Raw genomic sequence first — 26,819 nt, 5'->3', positions numbered from 1 at the left:
ACTCCGCGACGAGGTCCGAACCGAACTCGGCACCAGCTGAACAGGCCGCTCAGAAGGAAGAGACACATGTCACAGATCGACCCGGGAACCTCAGCCTGGTTGCGGACCAGGAACGACCGCGAGGCGTTTCGGCTGATCCTCGAACACGGTCCCCTGACGCGGAGCCGCCTGGGGGAGCTGTCGGGGATGTCGAAACCGACGGCGACCCAGATGATCGCCCGGCTCGAGCGTGCGCAACTGGTGCTCCCGGTCGGCGAGGTCGCCGGGAGCCGCGGTCCGAGCGCCGTCAGCTGGGGCGTGCGGACCGACAGGGTGGCCGGAGTCGCGGTGAACATGCTCGACGGCAGCATTCAAGCTGTTCTGGTGGATGCGGCGGGGTCGACCTACCCCATCGTCGACCTTCCGGTGCAGGGGGAGGACCGTTCGCCCGAGCGCGACATCTCCCGCGCCATCGATGCCGCGTGCGCTGCGGCCGGCGCGGATCGCAGAACCGTCGAGACGGTCACGGTTGCGGTGCAAGCTGCGGTCAGCCGTGGGCAGGACACACTGTCCCTCACCGACTCGCTGCCGGGCTGGCCGGCTTTCGGTGCGCGGGCGCGGATCGAAGCAGAGCTCGGGGTCTCGGTGACTCTGGAGAACGACGTCAACCTCGCCACGATGGCGGAGCGCTCCGTGGGAGTGGCGCAGGACGTCGACAGTTTCGCCTTCCTCTGGGTCGGTATCGGTCTCGGCGTCGGCGTCGATCTGGCGGGCACGATCCATCGCGGCGCGCACGGGAGCGCAGGAGAGATCGGCTACCTCACGGTGTCCGCCGGAACCGGTGAGCCCGGAGCGGTGACCACCGACCTGCTCGGTTCGCAGATCATCCTCGACCTCCTGGGCGATGGGGAGCGCGACTATCCGGACGGGATCCGCGCTCTTGCCGACCATGACGAGGTGCTGCAGACCGTGGCCGAACGCATCGCCCTCACGATCGAACCGGTCCTCATGGTGCTCGACCCCGCGATGATCGTGCTGGGCGGGCCGACCGGTCTCGCCGGAGGCCGCCGCCTCGCCGAGCTGGTCGCAGCGCAGGCGGCGAACGACGAGAGGCCGGTTCCGGAGGTGCGCGTGAGCGGCACGGGCGAGCGCGCTGTGCTGGTCGGCGCACGTCGACTGCTCGTCGAGCAGATCCGCACCGTCTTGGAAGAACGCATCCCCACGGACTGACGCCCCTCGGCGGCGCACGACCATCAGAACAAGGAGACCAGATGAAGCTCGCCATCGTCGGCGGAGGATCGACATACACCCCGGAGTTGATCGACGGATTCATCCGCCTGCATCGCGAACTGCCCATCGAGGAGCTGGTGCTCGTCGACACGGATCCGACCCGTCTGGAACTCGTCGGCGCCGTGTCTCGACGCATGCTGGCCAAGGGCGGCCATCCCGCTCGGCTTCTCACGACCGATGATCTTGTCGTGGGCGTCACGGATGCGGATGCCGTGCTCATCCAGTTGCGCGTAGGGGGACAGGATGCCAGGGAGCAGGACGAGAGTTGGCCGCATGAGGTCGATTGCATCGGCCAGGAGACGACGGGGCCAGGGGGACTCGCAAAGGCCCTTCGAACCGTCCCCGTCGTGCTCCGTATCGCCGACGTGGTGCGGCAGCACGCCAAGCCGGACGCATGGATCGTGGACTTCACGAATCCGGTCGGCATCGTCACCCGCGCACTCCTGCAGGCGGGGCATCGCGCGGTCGGTCTCTGCAACGTCGCGATCGGCTTCCAGCGGAGGTTCGCCGCGGAGGCGGGAGTGGAACCCGATCGAGTGGCACTCGCGCACGTGGGCCTCAACCACCTCACGTGGGAGCGCGGGGTCTTCATCGATGGGATCGACAGGCTCCCGCAGGCGATCGAGGACAACGTCGGCGACCTGGCGGACACGGTCGAACTCGCGCCGGCCCTGCTCGCTCAGCTCGGAGTGATTCCGTCTTACTACCTGCGCTACTACTACGCGCACGACGAGGTGCTGCACGAACAGCGCCACAACGCGACCAGGGCCGCCGAGGTGCGCGCGATCGAGAACGAGCTCCTCGGCCTGTATGCGGATCCACGCGTCGACACCAAGCCGGAGATCCTGGAGAAGCGTGGGGGAGCGTTTTACTCCGAGGCGGCCATCGAGCTCCTGATCGCGATTCGCGGCGGCACGGACCAGCCGCGCGTGGTCAACCTGCGCAACGACGGTGTGCTGCCGTTCCTCCCTGATGACCACGTGATCGAAGTGCCGGCGCGCCACATCGACGACCGGTTCGTGGCTGAGCCGGTCGCGGCCCTCCCCGACGACATCAGCGGTCTGATCAGTGCGGTGGCAGGATACGAGCGCCTGGCGCTGGAGGCCGCAGTCGAAGGCGGACGTGACCGCGTGCTCCGGGCGATGCGCGCCCATCCGCTCGTGCTGCAGCACGAACGTGCAGAGAAGCTGACCGACCTCCTGCTGGCGGCCAACGGGCGCTTCCTGGAGTGGGCGTGACGGTGCAGGGGAGAGCTGCACTGGTCCTCGCCGTCGATGGAGGCGGTTCGAAGACCGACGTCGTGCTCCTCGACGTCACCGGTGATGTCCTCGCGTGGGAGCGCGGCCCCGGCTCGAGCCCGCAGATCGATGGTCTGGAGCAGTCCGTGCATGTCATCGACGATCTCGTACGACGTGCGCTCGGCAGCCATGCCCCCGGTGAGCTCACGTCCGTGGGACTGTACCTGTCCGGGCTGGATCTCGCCGAGGAGATCGCAACGTTCCACGAGGCCCTCTCGCCGCTTGCCTGGGCTGAGGCTGCCGTCGTGGAGAACGACCTGCATGCACTTCTTCGCGCGGGCACCGACGCCGAGGATGCGATCGCCGTCATCTGCGGAACCGGGATGAATGCGATCGGCGTCCGCTCCGACGGCTCCACCGTGCGTTTCCCCGCGCTGGGGCCGCTTTCAGGGGACTGGGGCGGGGGCGCGGAGCTCGGAGACTCCGTCGTCTGGCATGCCGCCCGTGCAGAGGACGGACGTGGACCGCAGACCGCCCTCGTGCCTCTTCTCCTGCGGGCCAGCGGAGCGCCGACGGTCGCCTCTTTCGTCGAGGACGTGCACCTGGGTCGCCGTGCGGATCAGGGATTCGCGGCATTGGCTCCGTTGCTGTTCGAAGCCGCGACCGCCGGCGATGACGTGGCTCGAGCAGTCGTGCGACGCCAGGCCGAGGAGGTCGTCGCTTTCGTGCGAGCGTGTGTGGCCCGGCTCGACTTGAGAGACGTCGAGGTGCCGGTGGTCTTCGGCGGCGGCGTTGCCAGAGGGCGCGATCCCTTCCTGCTCGAGACCATCCGCGCAGGTCTGGCGGAACACGCACCGGCGGCGCGCCTGGAGATCGTGGACGCTCCGCCGGTGCTGGGCGCGGCTCTTCTGGTGCTGGCCGCCGCCGGGGTGGAGCAGGCGGCGCTGGACCGAGCTCGAGGGCACCTCCGCACGGATCGGCGTCTCACACAGATGGCCTTCGCCGCGGGTTGAGCACTGCTCGGTCGGCCTGCAGCGATGAGAAGCAGCAACGAGAAGGGGCGCCGCGACCTGAGTCGCGGCGCCCCTTTCGTGCAGACGATCAGCCGAGTGTGACGGCTGCCTGGATCAGCGCAGCCTGCTCTGCCGCGTGGACCTTCGAGGATCCCGTCGCTGGCGAGGCCGAAGCCGGGCGCGAGACCGGACGGAACGAACGGTCTCCCGGCACGTCGGCGAAAGCGAGCGCGAGGAAGGGCCATGCGCCCTGGTTCTCCGGCTCCTCCTGCACCCACACCAGCTCGGCGTTCGGGTAGGAATCGGTGATGGCCTTGAGGCCGTCGATCGGAGTCGGGTACAGCTGCTCGAGCCGGACCAGCGCCACCGCGGGGTTCGGGTTCTTCTCGAGCTCGGCCCGCAGGTCCCAGTGCACCTTGCCCGAGTGCACCAGCACGCGCTTGACGGCGGCGCGGTCGAGACCGCGGTCGTCGTCGAGCACAGGTTCGAACCGGCCCTGGGTGAAGGCCTCGACCGGGCTGGTCGCTCCACGCAGACGCAGCATGGCCTTCGGGGTGAACACGATCAACGGCTTGCGCGGACGGGCATAGGCCTGGCGGCGCAGCAGGTGGAAGTACGAGGCCGGAGTCGACGGGCGCGAAACGATCATGTTGTCCTGCGCGCACATCTGCAGGAACCGCTCGATGCGCGCAGAGGAGTGATCCGGTCCCTGACCCTCGTAGCCGTGGGGGAGGAGCAGGGTCACACTGGACTGCTGCCCCCACTTCTGCTCGGCCGCCGAGATGTACTCGTCGATGACGGACTGAGCGCCGTTGACGAAGTCGCCGAACTGCGCCTCCCAGAGCACGAGCGCCTCGGGGGCTTCGACCGAGTAGCCGTACTCGAAGCCGAGAGCCGCGTACTCGCTCAGCAGCGAATCGTAGACGAAGAAGCGTCCCTGGGCGTCGGAGAGGTTCGACAGGGGCAGCCATTCCTGACCGTTCGCGCGGTCGTGCAGGGTCGCGTGCCGCTGCACGAACGTGCCGCGCCGCGCATCCTGCCCGGCCAGACGAACCGGGGTGCCCTCCACGAGGAGCGAGCCGAAGGCGAGCAGCTCGCCGAAGCCCCAGTCGATGGCGCCGTTGCGGCTCATGTCGAGGCGCTTCTCGAGCAGCTGCTGGATCTTCGGGTGCACCGTGAAGCCCTCTGGCTTGTTCACGAAGGCATCGCCGATCATCTGGATGACCTCGCTCGGCACGCCGGTGACCTCCGGTGCGCCGACCTGGTCCTCGACGGGCGGCGTCTCCGGCGCGACGGGGAGGGCACCGGTCTCGGCCGCGTGCGTCTCGGCGAAGGCGATCTCCAGTCGGTTCTGGAAGTCGGCCTTGGCCTCGTCGTACTCCTGTTCGGTGATGTCACCTCGGCCGACGAGCGACTCGGTGTACAGCCGCCGGACGGAGCGCTTCGCCTGGATGAGGTCGGTCATCAGCGGCTGCGTCATCGAGGGGTCGTCTCCCTCGTTGTGGCCGCGTCGGCGGTAGCAGACCAGGTCGATCACGACATCGCGGTGGAAGCGCTCGCGGTACTCGAAGGCGAGCTGCGCGACGTGGATGACCGCCTCCGGGTCGTCGCCGTTCACGTGGAAGACCGGGGCCTGGATGGTCTTGGCCACGTCGGTCGAGTAGATCGAGGTGCGGCCGTCGTTCGGGGTGGTGGTGAAACCGACCTGGTTGTTCACCACCACGTGGATCGTGCCACCCGTGCGGTAGCCGCGCAGCTGCGACATCTGCAGGGTCTCGACCACGACACCCTGCCCGGCGAACGCGGCGTCGCCGTGCACGAGGATGGGCAGCCACGCGAACGTGCCGATGGGCTTGCGGTCCTGCTTGGCGCGGACGATGCCCTCCAGCACGCCGTCGACCGTCTCGAGGTGCGAGGGGTTGGCGGCGAGGTAGACGGGGAGCTCCGACTTGTCATCGGCGACGAAGGTGCCCTCGGTCCCGAGGTGGTACTTCACGTCACCGGATCCGCGCTGGTTGCCCGGCGTCTGCGTGCCCTCGAACTCACGGAAGACCTGACCATAGGTCTTTCCGGCGATGTTGGTGAGCACGTTCAGGCGGCCGCGGTGGGCCATGCCGATCGCAGCCCCTTCGAGGCCTGCCGTGGCCGCTCCCTGCAGGATCTCGTCGAGCAGTGGGATCAGCGACTCGCCGCCCTCGAGGGAGAAGCGCTTCTGGCCGACGAACTTGGTCTGCAGGAAGGTCTCGAACGCCTCGGCCTCGTTGAGCTTGCGGAGGACCCGCAGCTGCTCGTCGTGGCCGGGCTTCTGGTACTTGACCTCGACCTTCTCCTGGAACCAGCGGCGCTGCTCCGGGTCCTGGATGTGCATGTACTCGATGCCCAGCGTGCGGCAGTACGAGTCGCGCAGCACGCCGAGGATGTCGCGGAGCTTCGCGATGCGTCGTCCGCCGAAACCGCCGGTGACGAACTCGCGGTCGAGGTCCCAGAAGGTGAGGCCGTGGCTCTCGATCTCCAGGTCCGGGTGCGAACGCTGCACGTACTCGAGCGGGTCGATGTCGGCCATCAGGTGACCGCGCACACGGAACGAGTTGATGAGCTCCTGCACGCGGGACTGCTTGTCGACGCGCTCGGCGAGATCGACCGCGATGTCGGGGTTCCACCGGATCGGTGCGTAGGGGATTCGGAGCGCCGCGAAGATGTCGTCGTAGAAGCCGCGCTGGCCGATGAGCAGCTCGTGCACCTTCTTCAGGAACTCGCCGGAGCCGGCTCCCTGGATGACACGGTGGTCGTAGGTGCTCGTGAGCGTGATCGTCTTGCCGATCGCCAGCTCGTTGAGCGTCTTCTCGCTCGCGCCCTGGAACTCGGCCGGGTACTCGAGGGCGCCGGCGCCGATGATGCAGCCCTGGCCCTTCATGAGACGCGGCACCGAGTGCACGGTTCCGATTCCGCCGGGGTTGGTGAGCGACACCGTGGTGCCCTGGAAGTCGGCGGCGGTCAGCTTGTTGCCTCGTGCACGCGTGACCAGGTCTTCGTACGCGGAGAGGTACTCGGTGAAGGTCAGGGTGTCGGCGCGCTTGATGCTGGGCACCATGAGGGCGCGCGTGCCGTCGGGCTTGGGCAGGTCGATCGCGATGCCCAGGTTGACGTGCGCCGGTGCGACCACCGAGGGCTTGCCGTCGACCTCTGCGTAGAACACGTTCTGGCTGCGGAACTCGTCGAGGGTGCGGATGAGCGCCCAGCCGATGAGGTGCGTGAAGCTGACCTTGCCGCCGCGGGTGCGAGCCATGTGGTTGTTGATGACGATGCGGTTGTCGATCATCAGCTTCGCGGGCACGGTGCGCACGCTCGTGGCGGTCGGCACGGTGAGCGACTCGTCCATGTTCGCCGCGAGGGTCTTCGGCAGACCGCGCAGCGGTGTGACCTTGTCCTCTTCGGCGGGAGCGGGAGCCTCCTTGGACTCCGACTTCGCGGCGGGCTTCGGGGCCTGGGCGGGGATGGGGGCGGCCGCGGCGGGCTTGGCGGTGGTGCGCGCGACGGGCTGGGAGCCGATCACGGGGATCGGTGCCGTCACGGGGTGTGCAGCCTGGGCCGGTGCGTCGGACGCTGCGGCGGGAGCAGCGGACGCCGTCTCGGAGTGGTACTTCTCCAGGATGGGCCACCACTCCTTGTCGACGGAGTCGCGGTTCACCTTGAACTGCTCGTAGAGCTCTTCAACGAGCCAGGAATTGGCTCCGAACCCCCCGTCGCCGTTGACGCCGGTCACCTGGTTCGACACTCTCGATCGCCCTCTTTCATCGCTGAAGCTCTCTGGTGCGGACGTCGACGCAGGATGCGTTCGGGCCCGCACACTCTCGACCAACAAGCCTAACGTGTTTCCCTTGGGGAATCGTCGAAGCCGAGCGCCCACCGCGTCGCGATCTGGGTACCGTGGAACCATGAAGTTCTCTGGAGCGCAGCCGACCGTCGATCTGACCTACTCCGACGTCTTCCTGGTACCCCGCAGATCCGCGGTCACCAGCCGTCTCCAGGTCGATCTCGCGCCGCAGGACGGCACGCCGGCGACGCTGCCTTTGGTCGCGGCCAACATGAACTCCGTGACGGGTCCGCGCATCGCCGCTGTACTCGCTCGGCGTGGCGCCCTCGGGGTGCTGCCGCAGGACCTGCCTCTGCAGGAACTCGATGCCGCGATCCGTGAGGTGAAGTCGCAGCCCGTGCTCTGGGACACGCCGATCGTGCTGCCCCCGGAAGCCTCGGCTGCTGACGCGCTCCGCCTGCTGCCGGCGACCAGCGGTCACGGCATCGTCGTCGCCCGTGGCGCTGCCCCCATCGACGTCGGCCGGATCCTCGGCATCCTGCCCGCGACCAGGCTGGCGACCGCGCTCCCCGATGCGCAGCTGGGTGACCTGGTGCATCGCGGCACGCCATCGATCGACGCGGACGACATCGGCTCTGAGCGGCACGCGTTCGACGTCATCACCGACGCGGGCGTCGAGATGGTCACCGTCGTGCACCACGGGCACCTCGTCGGCACACTGAGCGCCCGCAGCGCGCTTCGTTCGACGCTGTACCGTCCGGCCGTCGACGCCGACGGGCGCCTCGCCGTCGCCGCCGCGGTCGGCATCAACGGCGACGTCGCGGCCAAGGCCAAGGCCCTCGCCGCCGCCGGCGTCGACGTGCTGGTGGTGGACACCGCCCACGGACACCAGGAGGGCATGCTGCGAGCGCTGCGGGCCGTCGCCGAGCTCGACCTCGGTCTTCCCGTCGTCGCGGGCAACATCGTCACCGCGGAGGGCGTGGCCGACCTGGTCGACGCCGGTGCGTCGATCCTCAAGGTCGGCGTGGGTCCCGGCGCGATGTGCACCACCCGCATGATGACCGCGGTCGGCCGCCCGCAGTTCTCCGCTGTGCTCGAGACGGCACAGGCGGCGCGGGAGCTCGGCGCGCACGTCTGGGCCGACGGGGGAGTGCGCTACCCCCGCGATGTCGCCCTGGCCCTCGCCGCAGGTGCCGCCTCCGTCATGGTCGGTTCGTGGTTCGCGGGGACGATCGAAGCGCCGGGCGAGTTGCAGCGCGATGCGGAAGGGCGCCTGTTCAAGGAGTCGTGGGGCATGGCGTCGACCAAGGCGGTCCAGGCCCGCTTCGGCAGGCTCGACGCCTACGAGCGTGCGCGCAAGGAGCTGTTCGCTGAGGGGATCTCGTCATCGAAGATCTACCTCGACCCGCTCCGGCCCGGCGTCGAGGATCTCCTCGACATGATCACCTCGGGGGTGCGATCCTCGTTCACCTACGCCGGGGCTGCATCCGTCCCGGAGTTCCATGACCGCGCCGTCGTGGGTCTGCAGTCGGCGGCCGGCTACGAAGAGGGCAAGGCGCTTCCGGTCAGCTGGTGATCGTTGCGCGCATACACGGTCGCGTTGGGTACAATCGTCGGCATAATGGACGACCCTCCCAGTTGTAGAACATCGCCCCACTGTCCGCCTCTCTCACAGGAGAGGAACCTCTGATGGACTACATCATGTTGGGCGTGGGGCTCCTGCTCACGGTCGGCACCGGCCTCTTCGTCGCCAGCGAGTTCGCCCTGGTGAACCTCGATCGCGCGGAACTCGAGGCCAGGCAGGCGAGAGGCGAGTCGCGGCTCTCCCTCACCATCAGCGCCCTCAAGCACACGTCGACCCATCTCTCCGCTGCGCAGCTCGGGATCACGCTGACGACCCTGCTCACCGGGTACACGATGGAGCCGGCGCTGTCGAACCTGCTGCGTCCGACGTTCATCGCCTGGAGCATCCCCGAGGCGGCCGTCACCCCGATCGCGACCATCGTGGCGATGCTGGTGGCGACGGTGCTCTCGATGATCCTCGGCGAGCTCGTCCCGAAGAACTTCGCCCTCGCGCTGCCTCTGGCCACTGCGAAGCTCGTGATCCCGTTCCAGATCGCCTTCACGACCGTGTTCAAGCCGGCCGTCGTGGTGCTCAACGGCAGCGCGAACGGCGTGCTGCGCAGTATGGGCATCGAGCCGAAGGAGGAGCTCTCGGGGGCCCGGAGCGCTGAGGAGCTCTCCTCTCTCGTGCGCCGTTCCGCCAGCGCCGGTCTGCTGGAAGCCGATACAGCGACGCTCCTCGACCGCACGCTCACCTTCGCCCGGCTGACCGCCGCCGATGTGATGACGGCGCGTCCGAGCATGCATGCGATGGCGGCCGGCGACTCCGCCGACGACGTCATCCAGCTCGCCCGACGCACCGGGCACAGCCGTTTCCCGGTGTACGACGACGACCTGGACGACATCACCGGTGTCGTCCACCTCAAGGCGGCCATCTCCGTGCCTCGAGAGCGTCGGACCGAGGTTCCTGCCGGCGCGCTGGCGACGGAACCGCTCCGGGTGCCGGAGACCGTGCACGTCGACGCCCTGATCGCCGAGCTGCGGGCACGCGGCTACCAACTGGCCGTCGTCGTCGACGAGTACGGCGGCACCGCCGGTCTGGTGACCCTCGAAGACCTGGTCGAAGAGCTCGTGGGCGAGGTCGCCGACGAGCACGATCGCACCAGGGCCGGAGTGATCCGCAACCGCGAGGGCATCACGTTCCCCGGGGAGCTCCGACCGGACGAGCTGCGTCGTCGCGCCGGCGTCGAGGTGCCGGAGGGCGACGTCTACGACACCGTCGGCGGCTACGTCATGAGCGTGCTCGAACGGGTTCCGTCGGTCGGCGACGAGGTCGAGCTCGACACCGGCACGCTCCAGGTCGTGCGCATGGACGGTCGGCGAGTCGATCGGGTGCGCTACGTGCCGAGACCGCTGGCTGTCGATGAGGAGGTGACCCGATGAGCGATTGGGGCGGACTCGCCTGGCTCGTCGTGCTCCTGGTCGCGAACGCGTTCTTCGTCGGCGGCGAGTTCGCCGTGATCTCGGCCAGAAGATCGCAGATCGAGCCGCGCGCGGATCAGGGTTCGCGTGCGGCGAAGACGGCCCTGTACGCGATGGAGCATGCCACTCTCATGCTCGCGACCTCACAGCTCGGCATCACGATCTGCTCGCTGCTGATCCTCAACGTGTCGGAGCCGGCCATCCACCACCTGCTGTCGGTGCCGCTGCATGCGCTGGGGTGGCCGGACGGCGCCGTCGATGCCGTGTCGTTCACGGTCGCGCTGCTGGTCGTCTCGTTCCTGCACGTGGTGTTCGGTGAGATGGTGCCGAAGAACCTCGCCTTCTCAGTGCCGGACCGCGCTGTGCTGATCCTCGCCCCGCCGCTGGTCTGGGTGTCGAAGGTCTTCATGCCGGTGATCTGGGTGCTCAACGCGGCGGCGAACGGCGTGCTGCGCCTGTTCCGCGTCGAGCCGAAGAATGAAGCGGCATCCACGTTCACGCTCGAAGAGGTCGCGACCATCGTCAGCCAGTCGCGTCGCGAGGGCGTGCTCATGGACACGGCGGGAACCGTCGCCGCCGCCGTCGAGTTCACCGACAAGAAGGCCAGGGATGTCGCTGTGCCCTTGAGCGATCTGGTCACTCTTCCGCAGTCGACGACGCCGGACGACATCGAGAAGGCGGTCGCCCGCTACGGGTTCTCGCGTTACGTGATCGTCGACGACGAGTCGGTTCCGATCGGCTACGTGCATCTCAAGGACATCCTGCGGGCGTCCGAGGGAGCGGACGCCGAGACCAAGATGATCCAGCCGGTCCCGGCCAAGCGTATCCACCACATGGTGCCCGTTCAGGAGAACACCGACCTCGAGGACGCCCTCGCGGTCATGCGCCGCGCGGGCCGGCACCTGGCCAAGGTGCGGGACGCGGAGGGGAACACCACCGCTGTCCTGTTCCTCGAGGACATCCTGGAGGAACTGGTCGGCGAGGTTCAGGACGCGACACGTCGCTTCCGCGGACGCTGATCCTCCACCGCACGACGAAGGCCGCCGAATCCTGCACGGATCGGCGGCCTTCGTCGTCGGGGGCTCAGCGGGGACGGGCGCGCTCGTACTGCGACGGCCAGGTGACCTCGGCGTCGAGCTCGTGCGCGGCGCGGAGGGCGAAATGCGGGTCGCGCAGCCACTCGCGTCCCGCGAAGATCGCGTCGGCGGCGCCATCGGCGAGCACCTGCTCCGCGTGGGAGGCCACCGTGATGAGGCCCACCGCGGAGACCGGGATCCGACCGCCTTGACGCACGCCCTCGGCGAGCGGAACCTGGTATCCGGGGAACACGGTGATCTGCTGATGCGCCACGAGGCCACCGCTCGATACGTCGATCAGGTCTGCACCGTGCTGGGTCGCCCAGCCACTGACGATCTCCGCCTCCTCCGGCGTGAACCCGCCCGCCGCGTGGTCGGTGGCGGAGATACGGACGAACAGCGGCACGTCGGCGCCGGCGGCGTCGCGGACGGCGCCGACCACGCGCAGCAGTAGACGAGCGCGGTTCTCGAGCGAACCACCGTATTCGTCCTCACGGTGGTTGGACAGTGGGGAGAGGAACTGGTGGAGGAGGTAGCCATGCGCTCCGTGGATCTCCAGCACGTCGAAGCCCGCGGCGACCGCGCGATGAGCTGCATCGGCGAAGGCCTCCACCACGCGGTCGATGCCCGCCGTATCGAGGGCAATCGGGGTGTCGAAGCCCTCGTAGGCGATGGCGGACGGCGCGGACGTGGTCCATCCACCCTCAGCGGTCGGCACAGTGCCTCGTTCGGGAGCCCACGGCCACCACGTCGAGGCCTTGCGGCCGGCGTGGGCGAGTTGGATGCCCGCGTGCGAGCCCCGATCGTGGATCGCCTGGACGATCGGGGCGAGCGCGTCGCGCTGCTCGTCGTTCCAGAGCCCCAGGTCGCGCGGCGAGATCCGCCCGTCGGGGACGACCGAGGTCGCCTCGGCGATGATGAGCCCGGCGCCGCCCGAGGCGAACTGCGCGAGGTGAGTGTGATGCCACTCCTGCGCCACGCCGTCGACGGCGCTGTACATGCACATCGGCGACACCCAGAGGCGATTGCGCAGGGTGACGGAACGGATGGTCAGCGGGGAGAAGAGAAGACTCACCGTTCGACGCTACCGCCGCGCAGGCGACCCGAGGGCCGTCGCACTAACGTGGAGTCATGGTCGAGGTGCGCGAGTGGACGCGAGATGACACGGCGCGGTTGTTCCGTGTTCCCACAGCCGACGACGACAAGTACGCCCGTGGTGTGGTGGCGCTTCGCACCGGGTCGCCCGCATATCCGGGTGCCGCAGTGCTCGGGGTGGAGGCCGCGTGGCGCACGGGCGCCGGATTCGTCCGGTACGTGGGCGCGGAGCGGGTGGCAGATGCTGTTCTCGCCCGACGTCCGGAGACGGTGGCGGGGGCGGATGTCGGCCGGTCGCGGATCGACGCCTGGGTGATCGGTTCCGGCACGGACCCCACCGACCGGGACGACGCGGAGCAGGCCGCCCTCGAGGCGATCGTCGCCGGCGATGCAGCCGTGGTGATCGACGCGGGCGCACTCGATCTCGCCGGGAAGGCGCGCGCTCCTTTCCTGGTGACCCCTCACGCGCGGGAGTTCGCCCGGCTGCAGGAGCAGCTCGGCATCTCCACGTCCGAAGAGGATCGCGCGTCGGCGGCCAGGAGGACGGCGGACCGGGTCGGAGGCACCGTGCTGCTCAAGGGAGCTCGCACGCTGATCGCGTCTCCTGACGGCGGCGTCATCGCCGTCGACGCGGGTACAGGGTGGCTGGCGACCGCAGGGACAGGGGATGTGCTCGCCGGGGTGCTGGGTGCCGTGCTCGCAGCGAACCAGGGCCGCCCGATCGCCGAGGTCGCCGCCGCCGGGGCGTGGATACACGGACAGGCGGGCCGAGTGGCCGCGGGGATGAGCGACGGCGGGACGGGGCATCCGATCGTCGCCATGGACGTCGCTGCGGCGCTGCCGCAGGCGATCGCGGACGTCCTCGCGTGAATCGCCCGCCGACCGGGGTGGCCGTGCTGTGGGTCGCCTTCCTCCTCGCCCACCTGCTCACGGCATGGGCGGGCTGGGTCTATCCCAGTCAGCCCATGGGCGATGTGGTCCTCGTCTACGAGCCCTGGGCTTCGTCAGCCCTCGACGGGGGCCCGATCGTCGGCGTCACCGAGACCTGGGTGTACCCGCAGCTCGCGCTCGTGCCGATGCTCGTGGCCAAGATGCTCGCGGCGCCGCTCGTGCCGCTGCTCGGGGTCTCCGGTGCGTACCTGATCGGGTGGGCTGCCCTCGTCGTGATCCTCGATGCGGTGGCGTTCGGAGTGCTGATCGGCCGCTCGCCGTCGCGCCCGCGCCGCGTGGCCGCCTGGTTCTGGTGCGCGGCGCTGCTCCTCCTCGGACCGATCGCGCTCTATCGGATCGATGCGATCACGGTGCCGATCGCCGTGATCGGCGGGCTCTGGCTCGTGAGTCGGCCGGTCGTCGGTGCGGCCCTCCTCACGGTGGGCGCCTGGATCAAGATCTGGCCGGGCGCGCTCGTGCTCGCCGCCGTGATCGCGCTCAGGGCGCGCATGCGGGTGCTGTTCGCCGCGCTGGCCGTCACGGCCGGAGTCGTCGCAGCGCTGCTCGTGCTCGGAGCGGATTCCGAGATCCTCGGCTTCCTGACGGAGCAGACGGGACGGGGACTGCAGATCGAAGCGGTCGCCGCCACGCCGTTCCTGTGGCTCGCCGTCACCGGGGCCGCCCGCATCGAGTACAGCTTCGAGATCCTGACCTTCCAGATCACGGCACCGGGCGTCGATGCCGTCGCGGCCGTGCTCACGCCCCTGATGGCGGTGTGCGTGCTCGCGGTCGCAGCCGTCGGCGCGCTCAAGGCGATCCGCGGTGCGCGCTTCACCCGGCTGTTCCCTCCGCTCGCCCTCGCGCTCGTGACGCTGCTGATCGTCACGAACAAGGTGGGCTCCCCGCAGTTCCAGACCTGGCTGATCGCGCCGATGATCCTGTGGCTCGTGCTCGACCGCGTCAGGGCGCGCGTCCCCGCCGTCGTCGTCCTCGCCCTCTGTCTGCTCACCTGCCTCGTCTACCCGATCGGCTACGACGCGCTGCTGCGAGCCGATACCCTCTCCGTCGCCGTCCTCACGGTGCGGAACGTCCTTCTCATCGTCCTGCTCGTGCTGGGCATCCGTGCTCTGCTTCGCGTACCCGTCCGCCAACCGAAAACCCTGGAGTGAACCCATGTTGATCGCCTTCTCCGTCGCCCCGAGCGGTACCCCGGCCGAGGGTGCCGAGCGCACCGATGCATCGGTGCACGACGCCGTGGCCGCTGCCGTGCGCGTGGTGCGGGAATCGGGCCTGGCGCACCGCACCACCAGCATGTTCACCGAGATCGAGGGCCCGGACTGGGACACCGTCATGGGCGTCGTGAAGCGTGCGACCGAGGCCGTCATGCCGTTCGGATCGCGGGTCTCGCTCGTGTTGAAGGCCGATATCCGGCCCGGGTACTCCGGAGAGCTCGACGCGAAGATCGAACGCCTCGAGGCTGCTCTCACAGAGGCGGGCTCGGAAGAGGCGGGCTCTGCGCGCGCGGATGACTGACGGTGTCCCGGCGACGTCGATCGCTCTTCGACCGGCGCTCGCCGAGGACGCCGAGTGGATCGCGGAGCTCCGGGCCGACGTGCTCAGAGTCGACCTGGAGCGACTCGGACGTTATGACGAGGTCCGTGTCCGGCAGCGCTTCCGCGACGCGTTCGAGCCTGCGCAGACGCGGATCATCGTCGTGGATGCCGTCGACGTCGGCTCTGTCGCCCTCCGCCGAGACGGCGATTCGCTCTGGCTGGAGCACTTCTACATCTCTCCCTCGCACCAGGGTCGCGGGGTCGGGGGCCGCGTGCTCACGACGGTGCTCGACGGTGCCGGCCGGTATCGCCTCAACGTGCTCAGGGGCAGCCCGGCCCGAGGCCTGTACGAGCGCCACGGGTTCGTCGTCGATTCCGAGGACGACGTGGATGTGTTCATGACGCTCGATCGTCCGAGGGCCGGTAGGCTGTTCCGGTGAATCCCTCGACTGAATCGAGGGGTGCGGCGAAGTGGGCGCTCCTCTCTCTCGCCATAGGCAGCTTCGGAATCGGCATGACCGAGTTCGTGGTCATGGGCCTGCTTCCCAACATCGCCGCCGACCTGCTCCCTTCGCTCTGGGCGACCAGCCCGGAAGATGCGCTGAGCCAAGCGGGGTGGCTGATCTCGCTGTACGCGCTGGGTGTGGTGGTCGGCGCCCCGACCATCGCCGGTTTCGTCGCGCGATATCCACGGCATCGGGTGATGATCGTGCTGGCTCTCGCACTGACGGTGTTCAACGCCCTCACCGTGGTGCTGCCCACGTTCGAGCTCGTCGCCGCGTCCCGCTTCCTCGCCGGTCTCCCGCACGGTGCGTACTTCGGCATCGGTGCACTCGTGGCGGCCGAGGTGATGGGGCCGGGCAACCGTGCCAAGGGCGTGGCCTTCATCCTCACCGGCCTCACGGTCGCGAACGTCGTCGGCGTGCCGCTGGGCACCTTCCTCGGACAGCAGTGGGGGTGGCGCTCGGCCTTCGCCGTCGTCGCCATCGTGTTCGCGCTCGCCACTGTCTGCATCGCGCTGTTCGTGCCGGAGCATCCGGGGGATCCAGGGCGCACGATGCGGCAGGAGCTGCGGGTGTTCCGGATCCCGCAGGTGTGGTTCACGTTGGGTGTCGGCGCGATCGGGTTCGGCGGGTTCTTCGCCGTCTACAGCTACATCGCGCCCCTGGTGACAGAGGTGTCCGGTTCGCCGGAGTGGGTCGTGCCGATCGTGCTCGTGCTGATGGGGCTCGGGATGACGGCGGGAAACCTGGTCGGTGGTCATCTCGCCGACATCGATCTGCGTCGCACGTTGCTCTTCGGTCTCGCCGCCATGGCTCTCGTCTTCGCGCTGCTCGCCTTCCTGTCGTTCTGGATCGTCAGCCTGGCGGTCGTGGTGCTCGTGGTCGGTTTCGTCTCGTCGGTGCTGAGCCCGACGATCCAGACCCGCCTCATGGATGTGGCCGGTGACAACCAGTCGATCGCGGCAGCCATGAACCACTCCGCGCTCAACATCGGCAACAGTCTGGGTGCCTTCCTCGGCGGCGTCGTGATCGCCGCAGGCTGGGGCTTCACGGCACCGGCGTGGACAGGGGCCGCGCTCGCCGTGGCGGGTCTGCTGATCGCCCTGCTGTCCTATCGCGTCGAAGGGCGTCGTCCCGCGCCGGTGGAGCTCGTCACAGCGGTATCGGCCGGATCGGCATCGGTCGTCTCGACATCGACAGCACCGACCTCGACCGCACCGTAGACGACCGCACCGTAGAGTGACGGGGTGAATGCTCCCGAGACGACTCTGCCCGTGGCCGGGACCGTTGTCCTGCTGCGGGCGTCGGATCCGGGATTCGAGGTGCTCCTGATGCGGCGGCCCGATCGCGGCTCGTTCGCGGGAGCGTGGGTCTTCCCCGGGGGCAAGGTCGAGCCCGGTGACATCCGCGGGGGTGGCGACATCGACGATGCGCGGCACGCCGCCATCAGGGAGACCGCCGAGGAGGTCGGCCTCACGGTCGAGGATCTCATCGTGCTGTCGGAGTGGCAGCCGCCGCCGGAGGCACCGACGCGCATCCGGACCTGGTTCTTCCTCGCTCACGCACCGACCGGGGAGGCCGCGCCCTCCGCCGACGAGGTCGAGGAGATCGCGTGGGTGCGCCCGGCTGAGGCGCTCGCGCGCCATGCGGCCGGGACGTGGAGCCTGTACCCGCCCACCTGGATCACACTGCATCAACTCTCGGCGTTCGGCGATGTGTCCTCGGCACTCTCCTCGGGCGGCTCGACCCAGCTGTTCCAGACGCGGGTGCTCGACTCCGATGCCGGTCGGGGTTTCGCCTGGGAGCAGGGGCGTCTCGAGGTGGGTTCGCTGCCCTGGCGGTTCGAACCGAGCTGAGCGGAGGGGTCAGCTCTCGAGCAGGCGCCGCAGATTCGAGCCGACCGCCTCGGTCTCGATGAGGAAGCCGTCGTGTCCGAAGTCGCTGGCGATGACCACGGCCTCGTCGTCGATGACGTTCGGGATGCTGCGGGCGATGCGCTGCTGTCCGTCGACAGGGAAGAGCCGATCGCTGTCGATCCCGAGCACCAACGTGGTCGCGGTGATGGCATGCAGCGCCTCTTCGACGCCTCCTCGACCGCGGCCGACGTCGTGCGAGTTCATGGCCTCGACCAGGGTGATGTAGCTGTTCGCGTCGAATCGGCGTGTGAACTTGTTGCCATGGAAGTCGAGGTACGACTCCACCGCGAAGCGTCCGCCGTGACCGAGCGGTGACACGTCGGACTGCCAGGAGCGCTGGAACCGCTGATTCAGCTCGATCGGGCTGCGGTAGTTCAGCAGAGCCATGCGTCGGGCGAGGGCGAGCCCCCGGTGCGGACCGTCGCCGTCCGCGAGATCGTAGTACTCGCCGCCCTGGAAGCGCGGGTCCATGCGGATGGTCTCCAGCTGCACGGTGTTGAGCGCGATCTGGTCGGCGGTGGTCACCGGGGGAGAGGAGAGCACGGCGAGGCGCTGCACACGCTCGGGGTGCGTGACCGCCCATTCCAGCGCGTGCATCCCTCCCATGGAGCCGCCGATGACCGCGGCCCAGCTGTCGATGCCGAGAGCATCGGCGAGGCGCACCTGGGCGGCGACCTGGTCGCGGATGGTCAGGTAGGGGAAGCGCGACGCCCATTCGTAGCCGTCCGCGGCGATGCTCGCAGGTCCCGTCGATCCCTGGCATCCTCCCAGCATGTTCGGGGCGATCACGAACCAGCGGTCCGTGTCGAGCGGAGCGCCAGGACCAGTGATGTCCTCCCACCAGCCCGCGGTGGGGTGGCCGGCGCCCGCGGCTCCGCGCACGTGACTGTCGCCGGTGAGCGCGTGCAGCACCAGGACGGCATTGTCCCGTGCCGCGTTCAGCTCGCCCCAGGACTCGTAGGCGATGCGGATGCCGGGGAGCTCTGCACCGCTCTCGGTCGCGAACGGTCCGAAGGCGGCGAAGCGACGACCCCCCACGGGGTCGCCGTCCCGCCAGGCGCCGGTCGCCGGCGGACGGGCGCGGAGCAGCCTGACATCGGCCTCCGTCACGGGTGCAGAGGGCACCGTGTCCTCGGAGGTCGTCTGCCAGTCCATGCTTCCATTCTCGCCTGGCAGGGCACCCCTCGGTGGCAGGTTACGGAGTGATCGCGGATCGGGCTCGGGTGACGGTCGCCAGATGGTCGCTGTTGCCTGCGCGCATGGTGCCAGAGGTGACGACGTCGAGTCCGCGTACGAACACCTGGTCGATGCGGACGAGTGGGAAGGCCGTGGGCCATGTGAAGCCCAGGCTTCCGTCGGTCGGGCGCACCCAGTCGGTCTCCGCGCGCAGGGCGGTCAGACTCGGATCGGTCGACGGTGCGTTGAAGTCGCCGACGACGATCAGCGACTCCGCCGGGTCGGACGCCACCTCTTCCGCGATGCCGCCCAGCATGGTGTCACGGTCCTGTTGGTGCCCTGGCCGTACCGATGCCGCGTGCAGCACATAGACGGCGACGGGAGCGGACGGGGCCTGCACCTCGACGCGAAGCGCGCGCTTCCAGCTGAGTCCGAGTGTGAGGGGCTCGGCATCCGCGAGGGGATACCTGCTCCAGACGCCCACCGTCCCGACGGTGTAGGAGTGCGGGTACTCCGCTGCGAGGGTGTCCTGCGCGGCGGAGAGGCTGTCTCCGTCGAGCTCGACGAGGGCGATCACGTCGGCACCGCTCTGCGCCAGCTCGGAGGCGGAGGATGCGGCTCCACCGGAGCGCGCTCGCACGTTCTGACTCACGACGGTCAGCTCGGATGCGGCAGCCGACTCCACGTTCGCCCCGCCGGGGAGGCCGGGGAACGCCGGCATCATCGCGAGGACCCACAGGAGTGCGGGAACCAGGATCAGGACGAGAACTCGCGGCGCACGCAGGAGGGCGACCAGCACCAGTGCGACGAGGATGATCCCCAGCCACGGGAGGACAGCCGAGACCGCGGTGCCGACGAGCCCCGGGATCCAGCCGCAGGCGACGACGAGTGCCAGGAGGACACCGGTCACGGCGAGCCACCGGGCAACGGTCTGTGAGGCAACGGTCCGTGACCGCCGCGTGCGGTGCGGGGGGTGCTGAGCGTCGATCATGGTCTCCTCGGGGCGGAGTCCCATTCTCGACGGAACCGCCTGTGGGTCGGCCGGGTGAGGCCGTCGCCGTCACACGAAGATGCCCCGGAACGCAGGGCTCCGGGGCATCGACGTGGTGCGGGGATCAGGCGCGGGCGGCCTCCGAGACGGCACGTGCCGCGGCGAGGGCCTGCTCGAGGTCGGCCTTGAGGTCATCGACGTTCTCGATGCCGACGGAGAGCCGGACCAGACCGGGAGTCACGCCGGCGGTCAGCTGCTGCTCGGGCGTCAGCTGCGCGTGCGTGGTGGACGCCGGGTGGATGACGAGCGAGCGCACGTCGCCGATGTTGGCGAGGTGGCTGAACAGCGACAGGCTGTTGACGAACTCGCGACCGGCCTCGACGCCGCCCTTCAGCTCGAAGGACAGCACGGCTCCGACGCCCTTGGGGGCGTACTCGTTCGCCTTGGCGTACCACGGCGACGAAGGCAGGCCCGAGTAGTTGACGGTCGCGACGTCGTCGCGGCTGTCGAGCCACTCGGCGATCTCCTGCGCGTTCTGCACGTGCCGCTCGACGCGCAGCGAAAGGGTCTCGACGCCCTGGATGAGGTTCCAGGCGCTCTGCGGCGCGATCGCCGATCCCAGGTCGCGCAGCAGCTGCACTCGCGCCTTGATGATGTACGCGAGCGGGTCGCCCACAGCAGCCGTGTAGCTGGCGCCGTGGTACGACGGGTCGGGCACCGTGAGGCCGGGGAAGGTGTCGACGTGCTTCGACCACTCGAACTTGCCGCCGTCGATGATGACGCCGCCGATGGTCGTGCCGTGTCCGCCGAGGAACTTGGTGACCGAGTGGACGACGATGTCGGCGCCGTGCTCGAACGGGCGGATCAGGTACGGGGTGGCGATCGTGTTGTCTACGATCAGAGGGACGCCGTTCTCGTGCGCGATGTCGGCGACGGTGCGGATGTCGAGGATGTTGATCTGCGGGTTGCCGATCGTCTCCGCGAAGAACAGCTTCGTGTTCGGACGGACGGCGCGGCGCCACTCCTCGGCGTCGTCCTGGTTCTCGACGAAGGTGACCTCGATGCCGAGCTTCGCCAGCGTGTACTTGAAGAGGTTGTAGGTTCCGCCGTAGATCGAGCTCGACGCCACGAAGTGGTCGCCGGCCTGGGCGATGTTGAGGATCGCGAAGGTCGATGCCGCCTGGCCGCTCGCGAGGACGAGCGCCCCGGTGCCGCCCTCGAGCGCGGCGAGACGCTGCTCGAGCACGTCCTGCGTCGGGTTCTGGATACGGGTGTAGATGTTGCCGAACTCCGCCAGCGCGAAGAGGTTGGCCGCGTGGTCGGCGCTGTCGAACACGTACGAGGTGGTCTGGTAGATCGGCGTGGCACGCGCCTTGGTGACCGGGTCGGGGGCAGCGCCGGAGTGGATCTGCTTGGTCTCGAAGCGCCAGGACTCGGGTGCGGACATGTGATTCCCCCAGAAGTGGTCGGAAGGTCGGATGGCGGATGCCATTGCAGCGACAGTACGGAATATCGGCGCTTGTCAACAACAGGTGGGAAATGTGACGTAACAGAGGGGAGTCCCGGAATCACGCGGCGGGAGGGTTCCACGACAGCGCCGTGGGGGGAGCTCGCAATCAGGGGAGAACGCCGTACGGTGGAGGCATGGTGAACAGACGAGCAGTGGTGACAGGTGCGAGTTCGGGCATCGGCGCAGCGACGGTGCGTGCGCTCCGTGCCAGGGGATGGGACGTCGTCGGTGTGGCACGCCGCGCGGATCGACTGGCCGCGCTCGCCGCGGAGACCGGGGCTTCGGCCATCGCCTGCGACCTGACCGATTCGTCCGCCGTCGAGGCGCTCGTGGGCGAGATCGAGCGATCCGGCCCGGTCCACGCTCTCGTCCAGGTCGCCGGTGGCGCCCGTGGCACCGATCGCATCGAGGACGCGTCCGTCGAGGACTGGCAGTGGATGTTCGACGCCAACGTCCTGGCGAGTCAGCGTCTCGTCGCGGGCCTGCTTCCGCTGCTGCGCCGTGCGGCTGCCGCGGACGGCCACGCGGATGCGCTCTTCGTGACGTCCACTGCCGCGCAGACCGCGTATGCCGGAGGTGCGGGCTACAACGCGGCGAAGGCTGCGGAGGGGATGCTGGTGAAGGTGCTCCGGCAGGAGCTCAACGGCGAGCCCATCCGTGTGGTCGAGGTGGCTCCGGGAATGGTGCACACCGAGGAGTTCACGCTCAATCGGCTCGGCGGTGACCCCGTGGCTGCGGAGGCGGTGTACGCCGGTGTCGAAGCCCCGCTCGTGGCCGATGACGTCGCCGACGTGATCGCCTACGCCCTGGAGTCTCCCGGCCACGTGAATCTCGACCTGATCACGATGCGTCCGGTCGCGCAGTCCGCACAGCACCTGCTCGCCCGCGGGCCGCTGCGCGTGCGATCGGCCGATTGACGATGGCGCAGACTCTCGCGGAGCTCGCCGCCGAGGGGCGGATCGATGAGGGATGGGCCGAGGCGCTGGCCCCGGTGCAGGACACGATCACCGCGCTGGGCGAGCGCCTCCGTGCCGAGCAGCAGGCAGGGCACGGCTACCTCCCGGCGGGTGGGAATGTGCTCCGAGCGTTCCAGCGGCCCCTGTCGGACGTGCGGGTGCTCATCACAGGACAGGATCCGTACCCCACTCCTGGGCACCCCATCGGGTTGTCGTTCGCCGTGGATCGCGACGTGCGCCCCCTGCCCCGCAGCCTTGCGAACATCTACAAGGAGCGGCAGAGCGATCTCGGGATTCCGCCGGCACCGCACGGAGACCTCACCGCGTGGAGCGATCAGGGCGTCCTCCTGCTCAACCGGGTGCTCACCGTGCGCCCCGGCGCGGCGGCGTCGCATCGAGGCTGGGGGTGGGAGAAGGTCACCGAGCTGGCCATCCGCACCCTCGTCGCCCGCGATCAGCCGCTCGTCGCGATCCTGTGGGGCAGGGACGCGGCGAACCTGCAGCCTCTCCTGGGCGAGACGCCGGTGATCTCTTCCGCACACCCCTCGCCCCTCTCCGCCAGCCGTGGCTTCTTCGGGTCGCGACCGTTCTCCCGTGCCAACACCCTTCTCGAGGAGCAGGGTGCGGCGGCGGTGGACTGGCGAGTGGATGGCGAAGGCCCTCTCTCCCTAAGCTGAGCGCATGCAGTTCGAGCCGGGGGACCGTCGCCGCGTTCTCCCGCGCCATCTCCGACCTGCCCCGGCCCCCGAGGTCTTCTCCTATGCGATCCGCCCGGTCCGCCCGGCGGATCTGCCGCACGTGCGTGAGATATACAACCACTTCGTGAGCAACTCGGCCGTGACCCTCGACGAGCGCCGCAGCAGCATCCCCTACTGGCGCGAGAAGTACGCGCTGCTGACCAGGCTGCAGCTGCCGTTCCTCGTGGCGGTGTCCCCGGGCGGCGAAGTGATGGGCTACGCGCTGGCGCAGCCCTGGGCGGGGAAGAACGCCTACAAGTACACGGTCGAGGACTCGATCTACCTCGGTCCGGGAGCCGGGGGCAAGGGGCTCGGCGCGGCACTGCTGCAAGCACTCATCGACGCCTGCGAGCAGATCGGTCTGCGCGAGATGGTCGCGGTCATCAGCGATCATGGCGCCGAGGCGTCGATCCGACTGCACGAGAAGCTCGGCTTCGTCGAGGCCGGACGGATGGGGCGGGTCGGCTACAAGTTCGGCAGGGACCTCGGCACCGTGTACATGCGTCGTGTGCTCACGCCGACGGGGCGGCGACGAGGAAAGCTGTTCGGCGCGCGACGCTGATGCCCGGAGGGGCGCACCCCGTTCACCTCGTCCGCTCAACCGCCCGGCGGGGTGGGGATGGCGGGGATCGCCGCGAGCAGCCTCCTGGTGTAGTCCTGCGTGGGGTGCAGGAGCACATCGCTCGTCGCGCCCCGTTCGACGACGCGCCCGTCCTTCATCACGACGACCGTGTCGCAGAGGTTCTGCACCACGCCGATATCGTGAGACACGAGCACGAGTGTGAGGTTGCCCGTGCGTCGCAGCTCGATCAGCAGCTCGAGGATCTGCGCGCGCACGGTGACGTCCAGGGCGGACAGGGGTTCGTCCCCGACCAGGACCCGCGGACCGTGGACGATCGCCCTCGCGAGCGCGATCCGTTGACGCTGCCCGCCGGAGAACTCGTGGGGATACCGGTCTGCCATGTCGGGCTCGAGGCCCACCTGGGCCAGTACCTCGCGGACGCGCGCGCGGTGGTCGCCTTCGACGCCGAGCGCCCACAGCGGTTCGCGGACGATCTGGCCTGCCGTCATGCGCGGGTCCAGGGACGCGTAGGGATCCTGGAAGACCAATCCCGTCTCCCGCCGCAGCCAGTGCAGGGACTTCGCGGGAGCGGATGCGTCCACGGCACGTCCGTCGACCGTCACAGAGCCGGATGTCGGGCGGTCGAGTCCCAGCAACAGTCGCACCAGGGTGGATTTGCCCGATCCCGACTCGCCGATGATGCCGACCGCTGACCCCTCGACGATGTCGAGGTCGGTCGGGGCCAGGGCGGTCACGGTTCGGGCACGCTCGAACGCGGAGCGCTTCGGTGCGAAGAAGTCCCGGCCGAGGCCTCGTGCTTCGATCAGGCTCATGCGGTGCCCCCGTCCGGACGCCAGAGCGTGGCCGTCGCATCACTCAGCAGTCCCTGCGTGATCGGCGAAGCGGGACTCGACAGAAGGGTGGAGACCGGTGCGGCTTCGACGACCTTGCCATGTTCGAGCACGACACCCTCGGTCGCGACCTCGGCGAGCACGGCGAGATCGTGGGTGATGAAGACCAGCGACATGCCCTCGTCCGCGACGAGCGTCAGCAGCAGGGAGAGGATCTCCGCCTGGATCGTGACATCCAATGCCGTGGTCGGCTCGTCTGCGATGAGCAGACGCGGACGACAGGCGAGAGCCATCGCGATCGCGACGCGCTGCCTCTGACCGCCGGAGAGCTGGTGCGGGTAGCGGTCGACGATCGACTCCGGGTCGGGCAGCCGCACCCGAGCCGCTTCCGCGATCGCCCGTTCTCGCGCCGCGCGGCGTCCGAGCCCTTCGTGGATGCGGATCGATTCCGCGATCTGGCGGCCGACGGTCCTGATCGGGTTGAGCGCGGTGCGGGGCTCCTGGAACACGATGCCGATGTCGTCTCCTCGGAGGCGCGCGAGCTCGCGGTCCGGCATCCCGATCAGTTCGATCCCGTTCCAGCGGATGCTTCCCCTGGCGGTCGCACCGTCGGGGAGCAGTCCCAGCACCGCGAGGGCGGTGAGCGACTTCCCCGAGCCGGATTCCCCGATCAGCCCGAGCCTCGCTCCGTCTGCGACCTCGAAGGAGACGCCGTCGACCACCGGCCGACCGTCGATCTCGATCACGAGGTCCTGCACCGACAGGCTCATGCGACCACCCCCGGAGTGTGGATCTCGGCGGAGCGGTGCCGCAGCGTCGGATCCGTCGCCTCGCGCAGACCGTCACCCAGCAGATTCAGCGCGAGCACCGTGATCGTGATGGCGAGTCCCGGCCAGATGACCGACAGTGGATGCACCCCGATGTAGCGCTGGAGGTCGGCGAGCAGCAGGCCCCAGCTCGGATCGACCACGGAGGCGCCGAAACCCAGGTACGACAGGCCGGCCTCCGCGAGGACGGCGACGGCCATCGACCAGGACAGCTGCACGATGAAGACGGGTGCCACGTTCGGCAGCAGGTGGCGCACCAGGCTCTGCGCGGGGGTGAGTCCTGCGGCTCTGGCGGCGAGGACGAAGTCGCTCTGCTGCACGCGGCGCAGCTCCGGACGCGTGACCCTCGCGATGTTGACGCCGAAGCCGATGCCGACCGCCCAGATCACGACCCAGAGCGAACCGCCCCAGACAGAGGAGATCATCATCGCGATCAACAGCACAGGGAAGGCGATCAGGATGTCGACGAGCACGGCGACGGTCTCCCGCATCCACCGTGCGGTGAGCGCTCCGAGTGCGGCCAGGGCGATCCCCACAGCCGTGGCGACGATGCCGGCCCCCACGCTCACGAACACCGTCGTGCGGGCACCAGCCATCAGCAGACTCAGGATGTCGCGTCCGGTGTCGTCGGTGCCGAGGACGTGGGGCCAGCTCGGCGGCAGCCACCGATCGCCGATGTCCGAGGCTTGCGGATCGAACGGTGTCCAGAGGAGCGAGATCAGCGCGGTCATGACGATCACCAGGACGACGACGATGCCGAAGCGTCCTGTGGAGGTGTCCCAGAGGCGGGCGAGCCAGCGCGGATTCATGCGGACTCCCGCTGACGAGGATCGATCGCGCGGTGCAGGAGGTCGACCAGGAAACCGACGACCAAGACGAATCCGGTGAGTACGAGGAGTTCGCTCTGCACCTTGATCAGATCGCGCGTGCCGACATCGGCCACGAGCATACGGCCGATCCCCGGCAGGGTGAACAGCTGTTCGATCACGACGGACCCGACGATGATGCCGGCCACCTGGAGCCCGAGCACGGTGATGATGGAGAGGCCGACGGCGGGGATGCCGTGCTGGATGAGGGCTCGGGTACGGGTGAGACCCTTCGCGGCGGCGGTGCGGACGAAGTCCTGTCCCGCTGCCTGCAGGGTCGCGCTGCGTACGAACCGCATGAGCATCGCCCCCTCGACGATCCCGATCGTGAGCGCGGGGAGCAGCAGCGACTCGATCGCCTTCCCCGGTGTGGACCAGCCGGTGCGGGGGAAGCCCTGGGGAGGAAGCCATCCCAGCCATACCGAGAACACGACGATCAGCATCATGCCGGCCCAGACGACGGGGACGGCGGCGAGCGTCTGGGCTCCGACGCTGAGCGCCGTCCCGCCGCGCCGATTGCGAAGAAGGGCGGCGAGGATCCCGAACGGCACAGCGATGACGACGGCGATCAGGAGCGACATCGCTCCGAGCGGAACGGTGACCTGGGCCTTGAGGAGGATCTCTTCGCCGACGGAGGCGCCGGACAGCAGCGATGTGCCGAGATCGCCGCGGAAGATGCCCCCGATCCAGTCGGTGTACTGGGCGAGGAGCGGGCGATTCAGGCCGAGGGATTCGCGGAGTGCTTCGACCTCGGCGGGTGAGGCCTGCGTGCCGGCAATGAGCTGTGCGACGTCGCCGGGGAAGACGCGCAGCGTCAGGAAGATGAGCGCGCTCGACACGAGGAGCCCTGCGATGAGCAGGGCTCCCCGGACGAGCGCATAGCGGATCACG

At 69.0% G+C, this 26,819-nt stretch carries 24 protein-coding genes; 15 read left to right on the top strand and 9 right to left on the bottom strand.

Translation table 11 applies throughout. From position 1 onward, the window contains the following. Positions 1-66 precede the first annotated feature (66 nt). From MOX01_RS13140 to MOX01_RS13130, 3 genes are read left to right on the top strand one after another with little or no spacing between them, the layout of a single operon-like run. Positions 67-1,209 (top strand): ROK family transcriptional regulator, encoded by a 1,143-nt coding sequence (locus MOX01_RS13140; protein ID WP_061017074.1) that lies wholly within the window; start codon positions 67-69, stop codon positions 1,207-1,209. A gap of 41 nt (positions 1,210-1,250) precedes the next feature. Further along, a complete protein-coding gene (locus MOX01_RS13135; protein ID WP_058633142.1) occupies positions 1,251-2,507 on the top strand; it encodes a family 4 glycosyl hydrolase in 1,257 nt (418 codons plus the stop codon). Continuing rightward, complete coding sequence (locus MOX01_RS13130; protein ID WP_230977868.1) at positions 2,504-3,520, top strand: N-acetylglucosamine kinase; 1,017 nt, start codon at positions 2,504-2,506, stop codon at positions 3,518-3,520. Before MOX01_RS13135 ends, MOX01_RS13130 begins: the two co-directional genes overlap by 4 nt. 88 nt (positions 3,521-3,608) lie before the next feature. Here the strand turns inward: MOX01_RS13130 and MOX01_RS13125 are convergent, their stop codons facing one another. Beyond that, positions 3,609-7,295 carry a multifunctional oxoglutarate decarboxylase/oxoglutarate dehydrogenase thiamine pyrophosphate-binding subunit/dihydrolipoyllysine-residue succinyltransferase subunit gene (locus tag MOX01_RS13125; RefSeq protein ID WP_046749473.1) on the bottom strand — a complete coding sequence of 1,229 codons (3,687 nt, stop codon included), beginning with the start codon at positions 7,293-7,295 and terminating at the stop codon, positions 3,609-3,611. A 160-nt stretch (positions 7,296-7,455) separates the two neighbouring features. Here MOX01_RS13125 and guaB1 point away from each other — a divergent pair, with 160 nt between their 5' ends. The 3 genes from guaB1 (at position 7,456) to MOX01_RS13110 (ending at position 11,398) form a co-directional block, all read left to right on the top strand. Next, positions 7,456-8,910, top strand: a complete 1,455-nt coding sequence (guaB1, locus tag MOX01_RS13120) for a GMP reductase (protein WP_058631356.1) — start codon at positions 7,456-7,458, stop codon at positions 8,908-8,910. A gap of 113 nt (positions 8,911-9,023) precedes the next feature. Continuing rightward, the gene (locus tag MOX01_RS13115) at positions 9,024-10,340 is read left to right on the top strand and encodes a hemolysin family protein (protein ID WP_141370070.1); all 1,317 of its coding nucleotides are present in this window, start codon (positions 9,024-9,026) and stop codon (positions 10,338-10,340) included. Beyond that, positions 10,337-11,398, top strand: coding sequence for a hemolysin family protein (locus tag MOX01_RS13110; protein ID WP_046749470.1), 1,062 nt, complete (start codon positions 10,337-10,339; stop codon positions 11,396-11,398). Before MOX01_RS13115 ends, MOX01_RS13110 begins: the two co-directional genes overlap by 4 nt. 64 nt (positions 11,399-11,462) lie before the next feature. Here MOX01_RS13110 and MOX01_RS13105 read toward each other — a convergent pair whose 3' ends face one another. Then, positions 11,463-12,530 carry an NADH:flavin oxidoreductase/NADH oxidase gene (locus MOX01_RS13105; RefSeq protein ID WP_061017302.1) on the bottom strand — a complete coding sequence of 356 codons (1,068 nt, stop codon included), beginning with the start codon at positions 12,528-12,530 and terminating at the stop codon, positions 11,463-11,465. A gap of 56 nt (positions 12,531-12,586) precedes the next feature. On the opposite strand from MOX01_RS13105, the gene MOX01_RS13100 reads away from it, so the two are divergent. Genes MOX01_RS13100 through MOX01_RS13075 form a run of 6 tightly spaced genes read left to right on the top strand, consistent with a single transcriptional unit; the run spans position 12,587 to position 17,392 of the window. After that, positions 12,587-13,420, top strand: a complete 834-nt coding sequence (locus MOX01_RS13100) for an NAD(P)H-hydrate dehydratase (protein ID WP_061017300.1) — start codon at positions 12,587-12,589, stop codon at positions 13,418-13,420. Further along, the gene (locus MOX01_RS13095) at positions 13,417-14,649 is read left to right on the top strand and encodes a glycosyltransferase family protein (RefSeq protein WP_230977869.1); all 1,233 of its coding nucleotides are present in this window, start codon (positions 13,417-13,419) and stop codon (positions 14,647-14,649) included. Before MOX01_RS13100 ends, MOX01_RS13095 begins: the two co-directional genes overlap by 4 nt. Before the next feature lie 4 nt (positions 14,650-14,653). After that, on the top strand, positions 14,654-15,013 hold the full coding sequence (locus MOX01_RS13090; protein WP_113681589.1) for a thiamine-binding protein: 360 nt from the start codon (positions 14,654-14,656) through the stop codon (positions 15,011-15,013). After that, positions 15,006-15,473: a GNAT family N-acetyltransferase gene (locus MOX01_RS13085; RefSeq protein ID WP_141370068.1), complete on the top strand. Its 468-nt coding sequence runs from the start codon at positions 15,006-15,008 to the stop codon at positions 15,471-15,473. The genes MOX01_RS13090 and MOX01_RS13085 overlap by 8 nt, the downstream gene beginning before the upstream one ends. Further along, positions 15,470-16,759 (top strand): MFS transporter, encoded by a 1,290-nt coding sequence (locus tag MOX01_RS13080; protein WP_058631349.1) that lies wholly within the window; start codon positions 15,470-15,472, stop codon positions 16,757-16,759. Before MOX01_RS13085 ends, MOX01_RS13080 begins: the two co-directional genes overlap by 4 nt. Positions 16,760-16,783: 24 nt before the next feature. Further along, positions 16,784-17,392 carry an NUDIX hydrolase gene (locus tag MOX01_RS13075; RefSeq protein ID WP_141370066.1) on the top strand — a complete coding sequence of 203 codons (609 nt, stop codon included), beginning with the start codon at positions 16,784-16,786 and terminating at the stop codon, positions 17,390-17,392. A 9-nt stretch (positions 17,393-17,401) separates the two neighbouring features. On the opposite strand, the gene metX is transcribed toward MOX01_RS13075, so the two are convergent. The 3 genes from metX to MOX01_RS13060 all read right to left on the bottom strand — a co-directional run bounded on the left by metX (position 17,402) and on the right by MOX01_RS13060 (position 21,066). After that, positions 17,402-18,607, bottom strand: a complete 1,206-nt coding sequence (metX, locus tag MOX01_RS13070; RefSeq protein WP_141370064.1) for a homoserine O-acetyltransferase MetX — start codon at positions 18,605-18,607, stop codon at positions 17,402-17,404. Positions 18,608-18,647: 40 nt separating this feature from the next. Beyond that, complete coding sequence (locus MOX01_RS13065; RefSeq protein WP_170224258.1) at positions 18,648-19,538, bottom strand: endonuclease/exonuclease/phosphatase family protein; 891 nt, start codon at positions 19,536-19,538, stop codon at positions 18,648-18,650. A 205-nt stretch (positions 19,539-19,743) separates the two neighbouring features. After that, the gene (locus tag MOX01_RS13060) at positions 19,744-21,066 is read right to left on the bottom strand and encodes a bifunctional o-acetylhomoserine/o-acetylserine sulfhydrylase (protein WP_141370060.1); all 1,323 of its coding nucleotides are present in this window, start codon (positions 21,064-21,066) and stop codon (positions 19,744-19,746) included. Between the two features lie 197 nt (positions 21,067-21,263). On the opposite strand from MOX01_RS13060, the gene MOX01_RS13055 reads away from it, so the two are divergent. The 3 genes from MOX01_RS13055 to MOX01_RS13045 are packed head-to-tail and all read left to right on the top strand — an operon-like array spanning position 21,264 to position 23,384. Continuing rightward, entirely contained in the window at positions 21,264-22,046 is a 783-nt protein-coding gene (locus MOX01_RS13055) for an SDR family oxidoreductase (RefSeq protein WP_174799784.1), read from the top strand. Between the two features lie 2 nt (positions 22,047-22,048). Beyond that, a complete protein-coding gene (locus tag MOX01_RS13050; RefSeq protein WP_046749462.1) occupies positions 22,049-22,762 on the top strand; it encodes a uracil-DNA glycosylase in 714 nt (237 codons plus the stop codon). 4 nt (positions 22,763-22,766) lie between these two features. Beyond that, positions 22,767-23,384: a GNAT family N-acetyltransferase gene (locus tag MOX01_RS13045; protein ID WP_046749461.1), complete on the top strand. Its 618-nt coding sequence runs from the start codon at positions 22,767-22,769 to the stop codon at positions 23,382-23,384. Between the two features lie 35 nt (positions 23,385-23,419). Here MOX01_RS13045 and MOX01_RS13040 read toward each other — a convergent pair whose 3' ends face one another. Genes MOX01_RS13040 through MOX01_RS13025 form a run of 4 tightly spaced genes read right to left on the bottom strand, consistent with a single transcriptional unit; the run spans position 23,420 to position 26,818 of the window. Beyond that, the gene (locus MOX01_RS13040) at positions 23,420-24,217 is read right to left on the bottom strand and encodes an ABC transporter ATP-binding protein (RefSeq protein ID WP_141370058.1); all 798 of its coding nucleotides are present in this window, start codon (positions 24,215-24,217) and stop codon (positions 23,420-23,422) included. After that, a complete protein-coding gene (locus MOX01_RS13035; RefSeq protein ID WP_141370056.1) occupies positions 24,214-25,005 on the bottom strand; it encodes an ATP-binding cassette domain-containing protein in 792 nt (263 codons plus the stop codon). Before MOX01_RS13035 ends, MOX01_RS13040 begins: the two co-directional genes overlap by 4 nt. After that, positions 25,002-25,871 (bottom strand): ABC transporter permease, encoded by an 870-nt coding sequence (locus MOX01_RS13030; RefSeq protein WP_061017279.1) that lies wholly within the window; start codon positions 25,869-25,871, stop codon positions 25,002-25,004. Before MOX01_RS13030 ends, MOX01_RS13035 begins: the two co-directional genes overlap by 4 nt. Next, positions 25,868-26,818 (bottom strand): ABC transporter permease, encoded by a 951-nt coding sequence (locus MOX01_RS13025; protein WP_061017277.1) that lies wholly within the window; start codon positions 26,816-26,818, stop codon positions 25,868-25,870. Before MOX01_RS13025 ends, MOX01_RS13030 begins: the two co-directional genes overlap by 4 nt. Position 26,819: the final 1 nt, after the last annotated feature.

The organism is Microbacterium oxydans, from assembly GCF_006540085.1.
GTDB classification, from domain to species: domain Bacteria; phylum Actinomycetota; class Actinomycetes; order Actinomycetales; family Microbacteriaceae; genus Microbacterium; species Microbacterium oxydans.
This window is presented reverse-complemented; position numbering and strand designations above follow the sequence as displayed.

Bases quoted from the DNA above. Each gene is read 5' to 3' on its own strand.
- guaB1 (WP_058631356.1), top strand. From the start codon at position 7,456: ATGAAGTTCTCTGGAGCGCAGCCGACCGTCGATCTGACCTACTCCGAC.
- MOX01_RS13085 (WP_141370068.1), top strand. From the start codon at position 15,006: ATGACTGACGGTGTCCCGGCGACGTCGATCGCTCTTCGACCGGCGCTC.
- MOX01_RS13115 (WP_141370070.1), top strand. From the start codon at position 9,024: ATGGACTACATCATGTTGGGCGTGGGGCTCCTGCTCACGGTCGGCACC.
- MOX01_RS13110 (WP_046749470.1), top strand. From the start codon at position 10,337: ATGAGCGATTGGGGCGGACTCGCCTGGCTCGTCGTGCTCCTGGTCGCG.
- MOX01_RS13045 (WP_046749461.1), top strand. From the start codon at position 22,767: ATGCAGTTCGAGCCGGGGGACCGTCGCCGCGTTCTCCCGCGCCATCTC.
- MOX01_RS13090 (WP_113681589.1), top strand. From the start codon at position 14,654: ATGTTGATCGCCTTCTCCGTCGCCCCGAGCGGTACCCCGGCCGAGGGT.
- MOX01_RS13140 (WP_061017074.1), top strand. From the start codon at position 67: ATGTCACAGATCGACCCGGGAACCTCAGCCTGGTTGCGGACCAGGAAC.
- MOX01_RS13030 (WP_061017279.1), bottom strand. From the start codon at position 25,871: ATGAATCCGCGCTGGCTCGCCCGCCTCTGGGACACCTCCACAGGACGC.
- MOX01_RS13050 (WP_046749462.1), top strand. From the start codon at position 22,049: ATGGCGCAGACTCTCGCGGAGCTCGCCGCCGAGGGGCGGATCGATGAG.
- metX (WP_141370064.1), bottom strand. From the start codon at position 18,607: ATGGACTGGCAGACGACCTCCGAGGACACGGTGCCCTCTGCACCCGTG.
- MOX01_RS13055 (WP_174799784.1), top strand. From the start codon at position 21,264: ATGGTGAACAGACGAGCAGTGGTGACAGGTGCGAGTTCGGGCATCGGC.
- MOX01_RS13060 (WP_141370060.1), bottom strand. From the start codon at position 21,066: ATGTCCGCACCCGAGTCCTGGCGCTTCGAGACCAAGCAGATCCACTCC.
- MOX01_RS13100 (WP_061017300.1), top strand. From the start codon at position 12,587: ATGGTCGAGGTGCGCGAGTGGACGCGAGATGACACGGCGCGGTTGTTC.
- MOX01_RS13040 (WP_141370058.1), bottom strand. From the start codon at position 24,217: ATGAGCCTGATCGAAGCACGAGGCCTCGGCCGGGACTTCTTCGCACCG.
- MOX01_RS13135 (WP_058633142.1), top strand. From the start codon at position 1,251: ATGAAGCTCGCCATCGTCGGCGGAGGATCGACATACACCCCGGAGTTG.
- MOX01_RS13035 (WP_141370056.1), bottom strand. From the start codon at position 25,005: ATGAGCCTGTCGGTGCAGGACCTCGTGATCGAGATCGACGGTCGGCCG.